Annotated in this window: 14 protein-coding genes; 6 read left to right on the forward strand and 8 right to left on the reverse strand. The window is 61.7% G+C overall.

The features are described 5' to 3' along the window. Positions 1-27 precede the first annotated feature (27 nt). From M0D65_RS16400 to argG, 3 genes are all read right to left on the reverse strand, one after another. Positions 28-771, reverse strand: a complete 744-nt coding sequence (locus M0D65_RS16400; RefSeq protein WP_266253625.1) for an SDR family NAD(P)-dependent oxidoreductase — start codon at positions 769-771, stop codon at positions 28-30. Positions 772-833: 62 nt separating this feature from the next. Next, entirely contained in the window at positions 834-1,628 is a 795-nt protein-coding gene (locus M0D65_RS16405) for a hypothetical protein (RefSeq protein WP_266253793.1), read from the reverse strand. A gap of 37 nt (positions 1,629-1,665) precedes the next feature. Then, positions 1,666-3,000, reverse strand: coding sequence for an argininosuccinate synthase (gene argG / locus M0D65_RS16410; protein ID WP_266253626.1), 1,335 nt, complete (start codon positions 2,998-3,000; stop codon positions 1,666-1,668). Between the two features lie 357 nt (positions 3,001-3,357). Here argG and M0D65_RS16415 point away from each other — a divergent pair, with 357 nt between their 5' ends. Next, positions 3,358-3,789 carry an Lrp/AsnC family transcriptional regulator gene (locus M0D65_RS16415; RefSeq protein WP_091015450.1) on the forward strand — a complete coding sequence of 144 codons (432 nt, stop codon included), beginning with the start codon at positions 3,358-3,360 and terminating at the stop codon, positions 3,787-3,789. A gap of 29 nt (positions 3,790-3,818) precedes the next feature. Continuing rightward, a complete protein-coding gene (locus tag M0D65_RS16420; protein ID WP_266253627.1) occupies positions 3,819-4,577 on the forward strand; it encodes a dimethylarginine dimethylaminohydrolase family protein in 759 nt (252 codons plus the stop codon). A gap of 134 nt (positions 4,578-4,711) precedes the next feature. Here the strand turns inward: M0D65_RS16420 and M0D65_RS16425 are convergent, their stop codons facing one another. Then, complete coding sequence (locus tag M0D65_RS16425) at positions 4,712-5,995, reverse strand: cystathionine gamma-synthase family protein (RefSeq protein WP_091015455.1); 1,284 nt, start codon at positions 5,993-5,995, stop codon at positions 4,712-4,714. A 36-nt stretch (positions 5,996-6,031) separates the two neighbouring features. Further along, on the reverse strand, positions 6,032-7,042 hold the full coding sequence (locus M0D65_RS16430) for an AraC family transcriptional regulator (RefSeq protein ID WP_266253628.1): 1,011 nt from the start codon (positions 7,040-7,042) through the stop codon (positions 6,032-6,034). Between the two features lie 163 nt (positions 7,043-7,205). Here M0D65_RS16430 and M0D65_RS16435 point away from each other — a divergent pair, with 163 nt between their 5' ends. Then, on the forward strand, positions 7,206-8,414 hold the full coding sequence (locus M0D65_RS16435) for an MFS transporter (protein ID WP_266253629.1): 1,209 nt from the start codon (positions 7,206-7,208) through the stop codon (positions 8,412-8,414). Positions 8,415-8,419: 5 nt separating this feature from the next. Here the strand turns inward: M0D65_RS16435 and M0D65_RS16440 are convergent, their stop codons facing one another. The 3 genes from M0D65_RS16440 to M0D65_RS16450 all read right to left on the reverse strand — a co-directional run bounded on the left by M0D65_RS16440 (position 8,420) and on the right by M0D65_RS16450 (position 10,978). Then, positions 8,420-8,956: a hypothetical protein gene (locus M0D65_RS16440; protein WP_266253630.1), complete on the reverse strand. Its 537-nt coding sequence runs from the start codon at positions 8,954-8,956 to the stop codon at positions 8,420-8,422. Positions 8,957-9,063: 107 nt separating this feature from the next. Further along, entirely contained in the window at positions 9,064-10,332 is a 1,269-nt protein-coding gene (locus tag M0D65_RS16445) for a dicarboxylate/amino acid:cation symporter (RefSeq protein WP_266253631.1), read from the reverse strand. After that, complete coding sequence (locus M0D65_RS16450; RefSeq protein ID WP_091015905.1) at positions 10,316-10,978, reverse strand: GntR family transcriptional regulator; 663 nt, start codon at positions 10,976-10,978, stop codon at positions 10,316-10,318. The genes M0D65_RS16445 and M0D65_RS16450 overlap by 17 nt, the downstream gene beginning before the upstream one ends. Positions 10,979-11,296: 318 nt before the next feature. Here M0D65_RS16450 and M0D65_RS16455 point away from each other — a divergent pair, with 318 nt between their 5' ends. The 3 genes from M0D65_RS16455 to M0D65_RS16465 all read left to right on the forward strand — a co-directional run bounded on the left by M0D65_RS16455 (position 11,297) and on the right by M0D65_RS16465 (position 18,321). After that, complete coding sequence (locus M0D65_RS16455; protein WP_091015463.1) at positions 11,297-11,782, forward strand: GNAT family N-acetyltransferase; 486 nt, start codon at positions 11,297-11,299, stop codon at positions 11,780-11,782. Between the two features lie 586 nt (positions 11,783-12,368). Then, positions 12,369-15,320, forward strand: a complete 2,952-nt coding sequence (locus M0D65_RS16460; protein WP_266253632.1) for a GH92 family glycosyl hydrolase — start codon at positions 12,369-12,371, stop codon at positions 15,318-15,320. Positions 15,321-15,660: 340 nt separating this feature from the next. Continuing rightward, positions 15,661-18,321: a GH92 family glycosyl hydrolase gene (locus M0D65_RS16465; protein ID WP_266253633.1), complete on the forward strand. Its 2,661-nt coding sequence runs from the start codon at positions 15,661-15,663 to the stop codon at positions 18,319-18,321. Positions 18,322-18,338: the final 17 nt, after the last annotated feature.

Raw genomic sequence — 18,338 nt, forward strand, 5'->3', positions numbered from 1 at the left:
ACGCCCGGATGGTCCCGCATGCGCGTGCTACGTGAGATTGAGCCCGCCGTCCGAAAGAAGGATCTCGCCCGTCAGATAGTCCGAGGCGACCAGCAACGACACCGCCTGCGCGATGTCTTCGGGACTCGCTGCCCGGCGCATCGGCGCGCGCTCTTTCCAGAGTTGCTGCGCCTGTGTCCAGCCAGCAGTAAGCGGTGTATCTACGAGTCCAGGCGCAACCGCATTCACGCGGATATCGGGTGCAAGCGACACAGCAAGCAAACGGGTCACATGGTTTAACGCGGCCTTGCTCGCTGCGTAAGGAATAGACGCGCCCTTGGGCCGAACCCCGGCATGCGAGCTGACGTTCACGACGCAACCTGGTTTTCCACGTGTAGCTGCTTCACGTAAGGCCGTTTCCGCTTCCGCTACCAGACGAAACGGCGCGACCACGTTGACTTCATGCAACTCGTGCCACACGTCCGGTGTGGCCGCAGCGAGATCGGCATGAGGGATAACGCGGCTGATTCCTGCGTTGTTCACCAGCACATCGAGTCGACCCCATGCGGCAATTGCTTCCCGAATCAACTTCACACGGTCCGCGTCATCGGCGAGATCGGCTTGCACGTACGTGGCGGAGCCGAGTTCGCTGGCGAGCGCGCGTCCCGTTTCGACCGAACTGCGCGAATGCAGGACGATGGCGTATCCATCCATTGAGAGCCGGCGGGCGATCGCAGCGCCGATACCGGAAGTCGAACCAGTGACAAGCGCAACGGGCTGCGAAGTTTTCATGGCGGTGCGAGAGATGGTTTTTAGATCGACCGGCTTCGTACGGGTGAGTTCGGTTTGAACGACTACGCTGTCGTAACCCCACGTTGCTTGTCGAGGTTCGCACGCCACGCCAGCGCAATTTTCCTGCTACTCCATTGCACCAGCATCGCTAGCGCGGCGGCTTCTGCAAACGCCACGACAGTGGGCTGATGCAGCAACGCGAACGACAGAAGCAAACAGAACGCGGCAAACGAAAATCTGCCGAGCACCATGCCGCGCAACAACGACACGACAAAATCGGGCCCGTGCGCGCGATGTGACGATACCGACAGGACGGTTCCAAGCAGCGGGAAGACTGCGAACAAACCGCTCCACGTGGGGCCCATCCGCCCCGACAGCGACGTCACCACGATCGTAAGCGTTGCGCCTGCCACCATTCTGCCGATCAGATCGGAGCGTGTGAGCGGCGACCCCGCCGCGACGGCTGTGCTACGCGGCAAAAACGACTGGCCGAAGCAGACCGCGGCAAACGCCACAACAGCAGCCCATATCGGCGATGTCGGTAGAAACGAAAGCGCAAACGCGCAAACGAACCATGTGCAGAGACCGGCAACGAGCGCAACCGGCCACGGACGCGAACGGCACGTCCATGCGTAAGCGAAGTTGAACGCTTCCGACGCGAGGATCGCAGAGAGAGAAAGTATCGCCGCACGCGCACCGAAAACCGGGCCGTGCGCGAGGACGAGAAGATAAAGAATCGGACCGGCTACGACGGGTAGACCGGCCAGCCACCCAGCGATGGCCGGCCCCCACCACTTACCCGACATCGAGACGATGAGCAGAAACAGCGGGACGAGCGTGAGCTTGAGCGCAAGCATGCCGGTCATCGTCGCGGGCTCCGCTTATTTGCCTTGCTTACTTGCTGTCGTCCTTCAGTTCCGGCAGAGCCGACGTGTCACCCGGTGTCAGCAAACCGACCTTGGCGTAGACCTGAAGCTTGTCGCGCGTGTCGGTGATATCCAGATTCCGCATGGTCAACTGCCCGATCCGGTCGCGCGGCGAGAACGTCGACGCTACCTTTTCCATCGACAGCCGTTCGGGCTGATAGGTGAGGTTCGGCGAGCGGGTGTTCACGATCGAATAGTCGTTGCCGCGACGCAGCTCGATCGTCACTTCACCGGTGATCGCACGGGCGACCCAGCGTTGTGCCGTTTCGCGCAGCATGATCGCCTGCGGATCGAACCAGCGGCCCTGGTACAGCAGGCGTCCAAGCCGGCGACCGCTCTCGCGGTACTGCTCGATCGTGTCTTCGTTGTGGATGCCCGTGACGAGCCGTTCGTACGCGATGTACAGCAGTGCGAGCCCCGGTGCTTCGTAAATGCCTCGGCTCTTCGCTTCGATGATCCGGTTCTCGATCTGATCGCTCATGCCGAGTCCATGACGACCGCCGATCCGGTTTGCTTCGAGCAGCAGTTCGACCGCATCCGTAAACTCCACGCCGTTCAGTGCGACCGGCCGGCCTTCGTCGAAACGGACCGTGACCTGTTCGCGGGCGATCTGCACGTCGTCGCGCCAGAACGCCACGCCCATGATCGGGTTGACGATCTGGATGCCGCTTTCAAGGCTCTCGAGATCCTTCGCTTCGTGCGTCGCGCCGAGCAGATTGGAGTCGGTCGAATAGGCTTTTTCTGCGGACATCTTGTAGCCGAATCCTGCCTTGTGCATGAATTCGGACATCTCCGCGCGGCCACCGAGTTCGTCGATGAACGCCTGATCGAGCCACGGTTTGTAGATCTTCAGGTCCGGGTTCACGAGCAGGCCATAGCGATAAAACCGCTCGATGTCGTTGCCTTTGTAGGTGCTGCCGTCGCCCCAGATATTCACGCCGTCCTGCTTCATCGCGGCGACGAGCATGGTGCCCGTTACAGCGCGGCCGATCGGCGTCGTGTTGAAATAGGTCACGCCGGCCGTCGAAATATGGAACGCGCCCGACTGCAACGCCGCAATGCCTTCAGCGGCGAGCTGGGCCCGGCAATCGATCAAGCGGGCGTTTTCCGCGCCATATTGCATCGCCTTGCGCGGGATCTCGTCGTAATCCTGTTCGTCGGGCTGGCCCAGATTGGCCGTGTACGCGTAGGGAACGGCGCCTTTGATGCGCATCCAGTGCAGCGCCGCGCTGGTATCGAGGCCGCCGGAGAACGCGATGCCCACGCGTTGTTGCAGCGGAAGGCTTTCGAGAATAGTAGTCATCTGAGGATTGCCTGGTTGAAGGTGACGCGAGAACTAAAGGATGAGGTGGCGGCTCGACATGGCTGATTCAATGGACGATTTTCGGCGATCTCGGTGTCGTTGTCGAATCCGTTATCGATGGCCTGTTACTTGTCCACGGCCGTGTGCCCCGCTCGATAGACGCATTATTTCTAAAATTCTGGCCAGCAAAAAGCCGGCAATAGTGTCAGTTTTGTCGATAAAATAAGCAAAATGCTACATTGCGCCGGCAATATGATCGATTCGTGCTGGCGCGATCAACGCGGCCAGTACTGCAAACACCTTATGCCGGGGGCTCCATCGTGCCGACCGGCTTCGCTCCACCATGAGGACGCACACATGATTGCGCTCGACGACATCGACCGGCAACTCATCGCGCTGCTGCGCGACAATGCGCGGCTGCCGGTCGTCGCGCTTGCGAAGGAACTGCGGGTCGCGCGCGCGACCGTGCAGAACCGGATGACGCGACTCGAACAGGGCGGTGTGATCGTCGGCTATACGGTGCGGCTGAAGGCGAGCGCGGAGCGCCACCGGATCCGCGCGCTGATGTCGATTGCCGTGCAGGGCAATCGGGCTGCGTCGGTGGTCAAGGTGCTGCGCGGTCACCCGAACGTCGCGACGATTCATAGCACGAACGGCCGTTGGGACATGGTCGCGGAACTGCAGGCGGATTCGCTGGAGAGCTTCGATCGCGTGCTTGGGACGATTCGTTTGATCGATGGGATTGCGACTACCGAGACGAGCATCCTGCTTTCAACGCACAAGGCGTGAGTTTGTCGAATCGGTCAGGAGGATTTTCGATGCATTTCACGAAGGCAATCGTCCGTTGTCCCGCTGCATCGTGCGGCGCGGGCCTCACCACTGCGCAGTCGGGTGCTCCCGACTACGACAGGACGTTGACGCAATTCCAGGCCTACTGCGACGCGTTTCGTTCTCTCGGTGTCGAACTGATCGAACTACCGACGCTCGATGCATTCCCGGACGGGCATTTCGTCGAGGACGTCGCCGTTGTCACCGCGGAATTCGCGGTCATCACGCGTCCCGGCGCACCCGCGCGGCGCGGCGAGATCGATTCGATTGCTACGCCGCTTGCTGCGCATCGCAGCTTGCTACCAATGCATGACGGGCGGCTTGACGGCGGCGATGTGATGCAGGTCGACAAACGTCTTTACATCGGACTGTCGGGTCGCACCGATGCGGCCGGTATCGCCGCGTTCGAAGCACTCGTCGCGCCACACGGCTACACCGTCGAAGCGATTCCTCTCGAAGCCGGGCTGCATCTGAAATCGGTGCTCAATTATCTTGGCGACGATGTGCTGCTCGTGACCGAGGCGCTGGCGGGGCATCGCGCGTTCAATGGTTTTCGCCGCATCGTGATCGACACCGCCGACGAGTATGCGTGCAACACGCTGCCGGTTAACGGTGCGTTGTTAACGCCTGCCGGTTATCCGCGCGTGCACGAGAAGATCGCTGCGCTCGATATGCCGCTGCACGTGCTCGACGCGAGCGAATTCCGCAAGATGGATGGCGGATTAACGTGCCTGTCGCTGCGGTTCTAGCCAGGTCCGGCGCAACGATTCCAAACCGTAGAACGTTTGCCGGACCATCGGGGCTCATTGGGGCTCATCGGAACATGAGCGTGTAGATGCGAGGCGCCTCGCACGGCCGTGGCCGGCGAGGCGCCGTCACACGCTCAGCAATGCTCCAGCGCATTCGACAGATCGGCGATCAGATCGTCCGGGTGCTCGAGTCCAACCGAGACGCGAATCAATCCCTCGGACACCCCCGCGGCGGCGCGCGCCGCAGCCGGCACGCCCGAGTGCGTCGTCGACGCCGGATGACAGATCAGCGATTCGGTGCCGCCCAGACTGACCGCCGACTTGAACAGCGTCAGACCATTGATAAACCTGAACGCCTGTTCACGACCGCCATCGAGCACAAACGCAAACGTCGATCCCGGTCCCGTGCATTGACGTCGATAGACGGCCTGATACGCGGGATCATCGTTCAGTTCCGAGTGCAGCACCTTAACCGGCCGATGCGGATTGTCCGCGAGCCATCGCGCGACGGCGGTGCCGCTACGCGCAGCGGCTTCCATCCGCAGCACGAGCGTTTCCATTGAACGCGTGATCATCCACGACGAGTGCGGATCGAGTTGCGAGCCGAGCGAGCTGCGAATGCCGCGCACCTTGGTGACGAGGGCGCGCGTGCCTGTCACGCCACCCGCGACGAGATCGCTGTGTCCACCGACGTACTTCGTCAGCGAATACACGCAGAGGTCGATGCCTTGCTTGACCGGCTTCTGATACAGCGGCCCGAGCATCGTGTTGTCGCACACCGAAAGCGGACGATAACCGTGACGCGTTTCGAACGCATCGATCTCGCGGCGCAATCCTTCGAGATCGAACAACGCGTTGGTCGGATTGGCCGGCGTCTCGATGTAGCACATGCGCACGTGGCCTCTTTTCGCGGCGGCTTCGAGTGCGTCGCGAATCGCATCCGTCGACAGACCGTCGTCGATCACCTGCGCGGTAATGCCCCATTCGGGAAGAAACTTCGAGATCAGCGTTTCGGTGCCGCCGTACAGCGGGGCGGACTGCACCACACAGTCGCCTGGGCGCAGAAATGCTAGCAGCACCGCGGCAATCGCCGACATGCCGCTCGATGTCACCACAGCGGATTCGGAGCCGTCGAGCAGCGCAAGCCGGTCCTCGACGATTTCCAGATTCGGATGATTGAAACGGCTGTAGACGAGCCCCGCGCTTTCACCTTCCGGCGAGGGCTTGCGACCGGAGACCATATCGAAGAAGTCGGCGCCGTCCTCCGCGGTACGGAACGCGAACGTCGACGTCAGAAACACTGGCGGCTTGACCGAACCTTCCGAGAGGAAGGGATCGTAGCCATACGACATCATCTGTGTCTCGGGATGCAGATCGCGGCCGGCGATCGTGCGCTTATGGTAGTTGCGATAGGCCATTGATGGCTCCACTTGAGATTGTACGGTTCGGCGTTTTTAGTCGACCGCCGCTACATCCTGCGCGCGCACTGCGCCCGGCGATTGTCCCACGACGCGCTTGAAGGCGCGGCTAAAAGCTGCGAGCGAACCGTACCCAAGGCGATAGGCGACCGTTTCGATCGATTCGCGATCGCGAGTGATCCATTGCGATGCGAGACGCATGCGTAATTCGGTCAGATAGCGCACCGGCGTCATGCCGGTTGCAGCCAGAAAACGCTCGGCGAAAACGGAGCGCGAGTGGCCCATTTCGGAGGCCAGTTCCGCGACTGTCCAGTTGCGGCCCGGATCGCGATGCAACGCGACGATCGCACGACCGAGGCGCGGATCGCGCAGGGCCTGCACCCAGCCCGTTGCATCGCCGCAGCCGCATTCGACCCAGCCGCGCACGATGAACGCGGCGATGACATCCGCAAGCCGCGCGAGGATGCCGGCGAAGCCCGCTCGTTCGCCGCAGGATTCGCGTTCCATGGCATCGAGCATCGGCCGGATTTCCGGGTAGCGTTCGAGCAGCGTGCCGACATGCATCACCTCGGGCATCGCCGCGACGAGCGGCTGCATGCCGCCCAGATCGAGCTCCATGCAGCCGCTGAAGATCAATGCGTCGTCGGCGCCGGCGGATGCTTCGCTTGCGTCGTTGTCTTTTCCTTTGCTTGTGTCCGCGGGGGCACCGTGTTTCGCGGTGTCGACCTGGGTCACGGAATCGCATAGCGGCGCAGTGTCGAACGCAGTGATCGCACGGCTCGGCACGTCCAGTGCGGAGAGCAGTTCGTGTGCGGCGCCATGCGGCAGCAGCAGCGCGTCGCCGGCTTCGAGCCGGTAGGTCTCGCTGGCCGTGCGCAATACAACTGGCCCGCGACCGACAAAGTGAAACTGCGCCCTCCCCGGAACGGTACCGAAGGCGATGCCGAACGGACGTGCGACCTGGATGCGCCGGTAGCGCACGCCAAAGAGGCGCATGCCGAGCAGCAGATCGCTGATGAGGTCGTGGGAATCGGATTGCTGCGGCATATGTGTCACCTGCGAAGTCATCTTCAAAGCCCCGAGTGATGTGGACAGCGTCGGGTCCGGACGATAGATCAAGGATAGCGGATTTTATGTCATAGACCGTCCTGCCGCTTATCCTTACACTGTGCCCTCATCGAGTAAACCCGTATTCGGAGCGCAACGAAGCATGGACACCACTATCCAGGTCGCGGAGGCCTTATCGGTCGAGCAGGGCGAGAAACCGGCGTGGGGTGCCGTCTTCTCGATGACGCTCGGCGTTTTTGCCCTGGTCACGGCGGAGTTTCTGCCCGCCAGCCTGCTGACGCCGATCGCGTCGAGCCTCGGCGTGACCGAGGGCGTGGCGGGGCAGGCGGTCACGATGACCGCGGCCGTCGCACTCGTAACGAGCCTGCTGACCGCCACGCTGACGCGCAGCATCGACAGGCGGCGCGTGTTGCTCGCATTCACGATGTTGCTGATCGCGTCGAACCTGGTGGTCGGTTTCGCCACGAACCTGCCGGCCATCCTGATCGGACGCGTGCTGCTCGGCGTGGCGCTCGGCGGTTTCTGGACCATGTCGGCGGCGACGGCGATGCGGCTCGTCCCCCCGGCGATGGTGCCGCGGGCGCTGTCGATCATCTTCAGCGGCGTGTCCGTTGCGACGATTGCGGCCGCGCCGCTCGGTAGTTACTTCGGCAACCTGATCGGCTGGCGCAGCGTGTTTCTGATCGCAGCCGCGCTCGGCGTGCTTGCGCTCGTCTGGCAGGCCGCCACCTTACCGAAGATGGCGCCGAACGGAGCGACGCGGCTGCGCACACTGATCGACGTGCTGATGCGACCGACGGTCGGACTCGGCATGCTCGCCACGATCCTCGTGTTCACCGGACACTTCGCGTTCTTCACCTACCTGCGGCCTTTTCTGGAGACCGTGTCGGGCGTCGGCGTGAACGGCCTGTCAGGGATTCTGCTGGGCTACGGTGTGGCGAATTTCGTCGGCACGTCGCTGGCTGGCCGGCTGCTCGAACGCAACCTGCGAATGACGTTGATTGCGATGCCGGCGGCGATGATATTGATCGGTGTGGCGCTCGTCAGCCTGGGGCGTGCGCCGGTCGCCGATGCTGTGTTGATCGCGCTATGGGGCGTGGCGTTCGGCGGCGTGCCGGTGGCGTGGTCCACCTGGGTCACGCGGACCGTACCGGACGAGGCGGAAAGCGCGGGTGGCCTGATCGTCGCGGCCGTTCAGCTGGCGATCTCGATAGGCGCGGCAGTGGGTGGCGTCGTGTTCGACGTGAGCGGGGCGAAGGGCGTGTTCATGGGAAGTGCCGCAGTGCTGGTCGTAGCCGTGCTTGCGATACTTTCCGGTGTGCCGGCCAATGCGGCGGCACACCGGGGGTAACCTCACTAGCCACGTTGCTGCAAGTCGTCGGCGAGGTCTGTGGTGCCTGACTGGCACGCGCCTTTCGACGACCTCTCCATGGTGCCTGGCAGCGCCGATGCAGCCGCAAGCGCGCCGCGGCAATCGCCGATGATCGTCGCGATCCGGTCGGCGACATCGCCTGGCACCGCGTCGTTGCCGCAATCGCAGATGATCGTCGCGAGCTGGTCGGCGACGTCGCCCAGTACCGGGTCGCCGCCCTTTGCGTGGGCCGTGTGCGCCTGTTCCCAGATCGTCGTCAGTTCGTGCATCAGTGCCGGCGAGAGACCGTGGCGCGATACGCTTCGCCCGGCGCCGCGCTCGCCGACCGACGCACGGATCGCGCCCTCGGCCCGCATCAGACTGGTGAAGGGGTCCGCCAGCGCGGTGCTGCTGTGCTGGCGCGACGGCGCAGCCCGCAGGCGGTTTGTCTGCTCTCTATACACGGGCCGCAGACGCGCGACCGGTGCCGCACTGGACGTTGCTCCGCGGTTTCGAGCTTGCCGTAGAACACGGGCAGCCATGGTGTAGCTCCTCAAAAATCATCCGTGGTTAGGTCGATGCGGTTGTTCGCAACACCTGCGTCGACCGCTCTGGTTTCTCTGCTCTCGCGCTGTCTCAAGTCATCCCGTTACGTGTTTTCACGCAGCGAGCCCAACGGTCCAGCCGTTCGCTCGCCGGTAGCAGGCCCGCTGTAGGGCTCGCCGGAAATCCGCATGGCAACCGCAGTCGCAACGGTGCTTGCGTACACGTTCAGTGCGGTACGTCCCATGTCGAAGAATGCGTCGATGCCGAGAATCAGCAGCACGGCTTCGGCCGGCAAACCGACCGCCGAGAGAATGGCCGTGATGGCGACGATGGCACCCGACGGAACGTTGGCCGCACCGTCGATCGTGATGATGGTCAGCACGACGATGGTGAACATCACCGGCCAGCTCCATACCAGGTGATAGGCGTCCGCGAGATAACCGACGGCGAGCGCCGTATATAGCACCGCGCCATCGCGATTGAAAATGTACGAAAGCGGCAGGATGGTCGACGCGACGGACTGCGGAACACCCATTTCCGTGAGCCTCTTCAGGTGCACGGGGAAGGTGATTTCCGAGGACCGTGTGCTGAACGCGAGGATCAGCGGTTCGCTGACCTGCTTGATGACCGCGCGCGGCGACAGGCCGATCAGTTTGAGAATCAGCGTGAGCACGATGGCGAGGACCGCCATGCCGAGATACGCAATGCCGAGCAGTTTGATCAGCGGCGTGATCGCGGATACGCCTTTCGACGCCAGCAACCAGGCAATGCTGGCGAACACAGCGAACGGCGACAGCGCGATGATCCATTCGATCATCTTGAACAGCGCGGCCAGAAACGATTCGAGAACCGCCACGAGCGGTGCCGCGCGATCTTCGACCACCGAGAGCGCCGATCCCAGCAACACGCCGAAGACAAGCACTGGCAACGCATTACCTTCGACCAGCGCACCGACGATATTCGCCGGCACCATATCCACGAGGAACTTCGTCCAGTCGATACCCCCCGCGAGGTTCGCCGGCATTGCGGCAGTCTCTGCGAGGCTGGCCCCGAGGCCTGGGCGGAACAGCAGATTGAGCCCGAGTCCCAGCGAGCTCGCCAGCAGCGTCATGATCACGAAAAACACGATGCTCCAGAGGGCAGTCTTGCCGAGGTGCGCGCGTTGCACGCCGGCCCGAAACGTCCCCAGCGTGACGGATAAAAGGATCAGCGGCATGACGACCATCTTGATCCCATGCGCGAAAATCGTGGAGATAAACGCGAGCTTCGTGCTGATCCCCGGCACGAAGAGTCCAAAGACGATGCCGAGCCCAAGCCCCGCCAGCATCTGTAACGGCATTGATATTCTTTTTCGATTATTTGGCAGATTCATGTTGCGTCCGGATTAAATTAATTCGTGCATCAGTTGCATCGACGATGTGATTCCACATATGCCGGCGTGCTTCTTCCGGCTCTTTCGCCTTGATTGCTTTATAGATATTCAGATGCTCCAGCGTTCCGCGCCGCACCGTGGCCGCGTCGTGGTGCTGTAGTTCGTTGAGCGCCGGTCCCGTCTGCGCCCGCAGAACCTTGTAAGTCGTGAACAGTCGTTCGTTTCGGCACGCGGCGAACATCTCCTGATGGAATACCCAGCCGTGGCGCTGCTCGGCCATTACGTTGGTCGATTGCTGATCGAGCAGCCGCAGCAATTCCTCCATCGCGTGGTTCAGACCGTCGGTTGGGCCGTTCGCCGCAGCCAGGTAGGCGGCCGTGCTCTCGAGAGCCAGGCGCACCTCGAAAATTTCGCGTAGATCGTTGGTGGTCGGTGCGGTGACGTAGGTTCCTTTCTTGGGGATGGCCTCGACCAGCCCTTCGACGATCAGGCGCTGTATCGCAGAGCGGACCGGCGTGTGTCCAAGCATCAGGTTGTCGGCTATGCTTCGGGGCGATACCGGGTCGCCGGGCGCCAGCCGCCCGTCGAGTATTCGCGAGCGAATCTGGATGTAGGCAGCCTGAGTATCGGATTGTGGCGCTTCCATCATCTGAGATCTCAGTGGAGTTTTTCACATGGATGGCAAAAGGATTTGCAGAGATGATTACGCTCTTGCGGACAACGTGCAACCGTTATTTTCACCGAAAAAAGCAGTCTCAGGAATAACGGGCGTGTCTTGATTTAAGGCGCATAGCGTTGGGGTATCCGCCAGGATTGTTAGCGATACCAGCGTGTGCGTATTGGATACCGCAGGATACTGCGCGTGGGTTTGCGGGCGCGAATGTGTATGTGCGGATCATATAAATGATGTTGTTGATTCGTAAAAGCTCGGTTAATTTTGTTTGATGACAGGGGGACTCTCGTTATGTCGTTTGACCGATCGCTTTTCTCAATCCGTTCCGTTTCCGCAGAACGGGTTTTTCCACTTCGAAGCACGATCCTGCTGGACGGCAATACAGAGGCTAGCCATTTTCGCGGTGACGATGAGGCGTCGACCCTGCATCTGGCCGTCTACGATCAGGATGCAATCGTTGCTGTTGCAACCGTATGTCAGGAAGCGTTTCCAGGTTCGCCGGGAGATACGGCGTGGCGCCTGCGAGGGGTCGCCGTCGAGCCCAAGTGGCAGGGATACGGCCTTGGCCGTCTGATGATCAAGCTGTGTATCGATCACGCACAGCATAAAGGCGGACGACTGGTCTGGTGCACCGCACGAGAAAGCGCGCTGGGATTCTACGATTCGATCGGTTTTGCTTCGTCGTCGCCGCCGTTCACGCTACCGTCAAGAGCCGGGGTGCTGTTCTATGAAATGCACTACGTGCTGCCGGGCAAACCTGCGCCGGACGTCGAATGAGTGGGTTGCCGGGACTGCGGCAGGTTGAAAAAATGTCAAAAAAATATCGGTGGAAACGCTGTACCTGGACGATTGAGCACGGCAAAAAGACCACCGGGTTTTTCCTGCGATAAACAGACAGATCTGCTTACGGCGAAATGCACGCTTTACTTCCGGCTTTCAACGGGAAAACAGCCGGCCTCATCATCGCTTTCATTCCTCGTATTTTACAATTCATCACCACGCCGTGCTCTTCGAATTGACAATTGCATGTGTCGATTTACGCATTGCGCATGTCATGCCGCTGACATCGAGACACCGGTTCTGGCCTGTTACAGCGTTGTAGTCTCCGGCGCGCCCGCGCTTCGGCGAGCGCCGGCGACTGTGACAAAAAATTGCTGCGCCGCATTGCGTTGTTTACTGAATTGACTAAATTCGGTAATTCTGAATTGTTTAGCAAATTGAATAAACAAATCACGGTAAAAGAGTCGCCGTTGACACGGACGATTTAATCCGTCTAGACTCGCTTACGCCATCTTTCCGGCTGTCAGAAAAGATAATGTTTAGGATGTCTACTAAACAATAATCGCAAAGTAAGGAGACGATTGTGAAGAGATTCAGCGAGGTCATCTTCGTTCTGCTTGCAACAGGCATTCTGGCCGGATGCGGTGGCGACAGCCATCCCGGCAGCGGGCCGGTCGATGCAGCAGCGGTTGCGCGCCAGAACGCGAATTCGTCGGCGGGTGCCGGCGGCTCGGCAGGTGCGGCAGCGGCCGATAGTGCCGAGAATCTTGCGGCGTCCGGTTCCATGATGCGGGTGACGCAGTACGTCAATCCGCTGATCGGCACGCTGGCGAGCAATTCGCCGAACCCCGTGCCCGCCGGTCAGGCGGGCAGCGTTGTGCCCGCGGCAGGTTTGCCGTCCGGCATGGTCCAGTGGGCACCCGATACGAATACGACACCGGCCCCTTCGAACAGCGCGGAGCCGGGCTCCCCGGCGGGCTACTACTACGACATCAACAGCATCCAGGGCTTTAGCCTGACGCACATGAGCGGCGCCGGATGTTCGGGCAACGACGGCGAATTTCCCGTCATGCCGACCACCGATGTCACGAAGCTGGTCTCGACCTTCCAGCACAGCAACGAGCACGCGCAGGCCGGTGCCTATTCGGTGCTGCTCGACAATCAGGTTAAGGTCGAGCTGACGGCGACCTTGCGCAGCGGGTTCGGACGCTTCACCTATCCGGCTTCGCAACCGTCGATCCTCGTGCTCAACGCCACGCGAACCAACACGCGCTCGCAGGTCTCGGGCAGCATCATCAAGGTCGCAAGCAATGCGATCTCTGGCAGCACGATCGGCGGCGGATTCTGCGGCAATTCCACCAGCGTGCCGGTCTATTTCTACGCGCAGTTCAGCAAGCCGTTCAACAGCACGTCGTCGTTCAGCAACGGCATCGCGACGATGAATTTCGATGCGGGATCGACGGTGCTGATGAAGGTCGGCATCTCCTACGTGAGCGTCGACAACGCCAAGCGCAATCTGCTGAAGGAGAACCCGGGCTGGGACTTCGACGGCATCAAGGCGCTCGCCGACCGGACCTGGAACGAGCGGTTGAATTCGATTCAGGTATCCGGCGGCACGCCCGATGCTATGACGAAGTTCTACACGGCGCTGTATCACGCGTCGTGGGCACCGAGCGTCTTTAGCGACGTCAACGGGCAATACATCGGCTTCGATAACGCGGTGCATACCGTGGCGCACGGACAGGCCGCGCAGTACACGAGTTTTTCGGGCTGGGACATCTATCGTTCGTTGATTCCTTTGAAAGCGATCCTGCATCCGAATGAAACCAGCGACATGGTGCAGTCGCTCGTGAACGACGCCGATCAGTGCGGCGCGATTCCGCACTGGGTCAACGACAACGTCGAGGACGGCGTGATGCCAGGCGACGCGGGCTCGTTGATGGTTGCCGGCGCATACGCGTTCGGCGCGAGGAACTTCGATCAGAAGGGCGCGCTCGCCCACATGGTCAAGATGGTGAACATCCCGGGTACCGCGTGTCAGAACCCGGGCATGACCACGTATGGCGGACTGAACGATTTTCTCGGTGCCGGCCATCTGGTTCCCGGCGACGGCGTGTGGGCCGCGGGTTCGACGAATCTCGAGTACACGAGCAGCAATTTCGCGGTGTCGCAGTTTGCCGGCGCGCTCGGCAACACCACGATCCAGAAGATGGCGCTGAGCCATTCGGCGTACTGGCAGAACGTGCTGAACACGTCGCTGACGCCGCCGCTGCTTGCCGCTCGGAACGGCGACGGTAGCTGGGTGCCTGAAAGCCCGAATAGCACGGACAACTACGTCGAAGGGAACGCCGAGCAATACACGTGGATGGTGCCGTTCAATGCAGCGGGGCTGTTCTCGCAACTGGGCGGAAACACGGCGGTGGTGTCGCGCCTGAATACGTTCTTCACGGTGCTCAACGCGGGGATGAGCCTGCCCAATTTCTACATGGGTAACGAGCCGACCTTCGAGGTGCCGTGGATGTACAACTGGGCGGGTTCGCCGTCGGGCACGCAGAACGTCGTGCAGCAGATCATGAACACGGCGTTCAGCACGAAGCCAGATGGCCTGCCTGGCAACGACGACCTCGGCGCTGTGTCGGGCTGGTATGTCTGGGGCGCACTGGGCCTGTATCCGCAGATTCCGGCGGTGGGCGGCTTTGCGATCGGTAGTCCGCAATTCCCGTCGATCGTCGTGCATCTCGGCAACGGCAGGACGCTGCGGATCGCTGCGCGCGGCGCCCCCGATTCCAACTATGTGCAGAGCCTGACGGTGAACGGCACTGCGCAGACCAGTAGCTGGTTGCCGCTCGCCGCGCTGGACCGCGGTGCGAAGATGGACTTCACGATGGGCACGTCGGCGTCCGACTGGGGCAGTGCTGCATCCGATGCGCCGCCTTCGTTTGCCGTACCGGTCGCCCAGAACGTGCTTGATGCGTTCAACAATCACGGTGCCGGTACCGACGGCAGTGCCAACACGGACGGCAACGGTGCGGACTTCGATGGCGGCTTGTACAGCTATTCGTCGAATGCGATGGCGGCGGCCGGATGGAACGCGAGCCAGCCGTTCGTCTTCGATGGCGCGACGTTCCCGACCTCGGGCATGGGTGGGTTGAACAATGCGGTCGCGCTCGGTCAGACGATCACGTTGAGCGGTGCGCAGCCGGGCGGCAATCTGGTCGTGCTGGGTTCGTCCAATAACGGACCCAGCAGCGGTCAGGCTCGCGTCACGTATTCGGACGGCACATCCACGACCTTTACGCTCGCCTTCGACGACTGGACGCTGAACGGTGGCTCGGCCAGCGTCAGTACGGGCGCACAGACCGCGCTGACGATGTCGTACCGCAACCAGGGCAACGGTCAGAAGGACAACACAAAGACGTATCTATTTGCGATCAAGATACCGCTTGTCACAGGCAAGACGGTCGCAAGCGTGACGCTGCCGCGCACGGCCAGCACCGGCAAGCTGCATGTGTTCGGCATCGCAGTGGGGAGTTGAGCAGGGCAACACTTCGGACCCGCCGGGCCGATGGTCGGTTAAACGAAACAGTGCGCGCCATGTGTCGTCACGCGCGCACTGTTTCCTGTCCGACTGGGCAAAGACATCAGCGGTGTGACCAGGGCATTCGCCTCGAATGCCTTCGGTCGTAAAGCCGCCACGAGAGCGGCAATCCACCGCATCGAAGAGTTCGACCACTTCCATCTCAGGAAGACCATCTGGACGAACAGCAACGCTGACTGCGTGGCGCGCTGTCGCGCGCTCACGTTTGTCAGTTCGGGGTAGTTAGGGGTAGTTAGCGCATCGCTCGATGCGTCCAATAAGAAGGGAGATGACACGCATGAAAAATCTACTAAGACTCGCCGCAGTCATGGCGAGCATGGCCACGCTCGCCGGTTGCGGCGGCGACATCGGTTCGACCCAGACCGCCGCGCATCCCGGCACACCCACGAACAACCCGGTCGCGAGCGGAGCAGGCAGCGGTTCGGGGACGCCATCCGCCGGCACACCATCAGCCGGCACGCCAGGCGCGCAGCCCGCGCCGGCTACGAACACACCTGCCGCCGTCACGCGCACCGACATCGCGGGCCTGACGAAATTCGTCAACGTATTTATCGGCACCGATACACCGGACACGGGCCTCTACGGTTATCCCGGCAACCTCAACCCCGCAGCGGAAACCCCGTTCGGGATGGTGAGCTTCGGGCCGGACACACCGGGCAGTCAATCGCCGTATGGCGAAGGCTCCGGCGGTTATTTCTACGGGGATTCGAGTATCGACTTCTTTAGCCTCACGCATCTGCAGGGTCCAGGCTGTCGTGGCCAGGGTGCGGTGGCGATGATTCCGGGCGGAGGACCGCTGACGTTCTCGCACACCGACGAAAGTGCGCTGCCGGGCTACTACAAGGTGAAGACCGGCAACGGCATCGTCAACGAGTTGACGGCGACGACGCGCACCGGCATGGCACGTCTGACGTTTCCAGCTTCGATGAGCCCATCGCTCGTCGTCAACGCGTTGATCAGCAACGGCATGAAGAGCGGCGTATCGCCGAAGCTCGTCAATATCGCGGTCGATGCGCAAACGGGCGTCGTATCGGGGCAGACGGTAGTCGGGGCGTTTTGCGGCGGCACCTGGTACAAGCCGGTGTACTTCTACATGCTCTTCGACACGGCGATCAACCCGAAGACAACGAAGGTCGCAAACGGCGTCGCGAACATCGGCTTCGCGCAGGGTGCAGCGGGCAGCCCGACGGTCGTTCAGTTGAAGGTCGGCATTTCGTCGGTTAGCGTAGCCAACGCAAAGTTGAACCTGACCACCGAGAACCCGAACTGGTCGTTCGACACCGTTCAGCAGAACCAGCAGGCCATCTGGAACCATCGGCTCAATACGGTGCAGCTCGATCTCGCCGCGCCCGGCGCGATGGACGGCCTGAGCTCGGCGCAACTGCAAACCGCGAATAACTACGTGACGCAGTTCTACACCGCGCTGTATCACACGTTGACGGGGCCGACGGTCTATAGCGATGTGAACGGCGATTACCGCAGCATGCAGCAGGCGAATCTGTCGGCACCGGGCAACACGGCACCCTCCAGGCCAACGGCAAACGTGTCGCAGTACGCGGTGCCCGGCAATGCGGCGGCCTACAAGACGCATTACTCCGGCTTCTCGCTGTGGGACACGTACCGGTCGGAGACGCAGTTGCAGGCGTTGCTGTTCCCATCTGAAGTGAGCGACATGATGCAGTCGCTCGTCGCCGATGCCAGCCAGTGTGGCGCGTTCCCGCATTGGGTGGACGGCAGCGACGACACCACGCCGATGGAAGGCGATCATGCGCCGAACGCAATTGCGGGCGCGTATGTGTTCGGCGCGCGTTCGTTCGATACGGCGACTGCGCGCAAGTACATGTTGCAATCGGCGTTCGGCAAGACACCGGGCGGGACATACACGGTGGGCGCCTGTAACGACAAGTCGAGCGTGGTGCCGGCGGCCGGCAGTTTCTATCTGAAGAACGGCTACGTCGCGACCGATATCGTTCCGAACAATCACTCGGGATCGATGACGCTGGAGTTCATGACCACCGACGAGTCCATCGGCAACTTCCTCGCCGCGCTCGGCAACACGCAGGACGCGAGCAATGTCACCGCGCTGCACAAGCGCGCGGGCAACTGGGCGAATATCTTCGATGCGAATATTCCGGCGAGCCAGAACTATTTCGGCGGCGTGACGGCGGCGCTCGTGCCGAAGAATTCGAGCGGCCAGTGGGTGTTCAACGATCCGAACAACGGAGGCTTCCACGAATCGACCGAGCCGAATTATCTGTGGACGGTGCGGCACGACTACACGGCCTTGAATGCGAAGCTCGGCGGCAATGCGACAGCGATCGCGCAACTGAACGCATTGTTCGGGCTCGATGCGACCAACCCGTACGGCGGCGCGCTGCCGAGCGGGTCGACGCTGAACAGCGGGGAAGGTGGCAGCACGCTGTATATCGGCAACGAACCGTCGCTGCAAACGCCGTGGGCCTACAACTGGACCGGCACGCCGCAACTGGCGCAACGCGTCATTCCAATCGTCCTGAAGCAGACGTTCAATAACGATCCGGGCGGTCTGCCGGGCAACGACGACCTTGGTGCAACTTCGGGCTTTTATCTGTGGGCGTCGCTCGGGCTCTACCCGGTGATTCCGTCCGCGCCAGGACTCGCAATGTCGACCCCGCAGTTCAAGGGCATGACGGTGTGGCTCGGTGATGGCACGAAGAAGCTGCGCATCGAAGCCGACGATGAAGCGCTGCTCAACAACAAGCCGTATATCAAGTCGGTGCAACTGAACGGCAAGACCTGGACGGGTTCGTGGCTGCCGCTCGCCGACATTGCAAACGGCGGCACGTTGACCTACACGCTGTCGGCTACACCGACAGACTGGGCAAGCGGTACCGCGCTGCTGCCGCCGTCCGGCCCGGCGGCGGACTACACGCAGCCGCTCGCCACGCCGGCGCCGTAACGCCGGGAGGACAGAGG

The sequence above is a fragment of the Paraburkholderia sp. CHISQ3 genome, from assembly GCF_030464945.1.
Taxonomy (GTDB): domain Bacteria; phylum Pseudomonadota; class Gammaproteobacteria; order Burkholderiales; family Burkholderiaceae; genus Paraburkholderia; species Paraburkholderia megapolitana.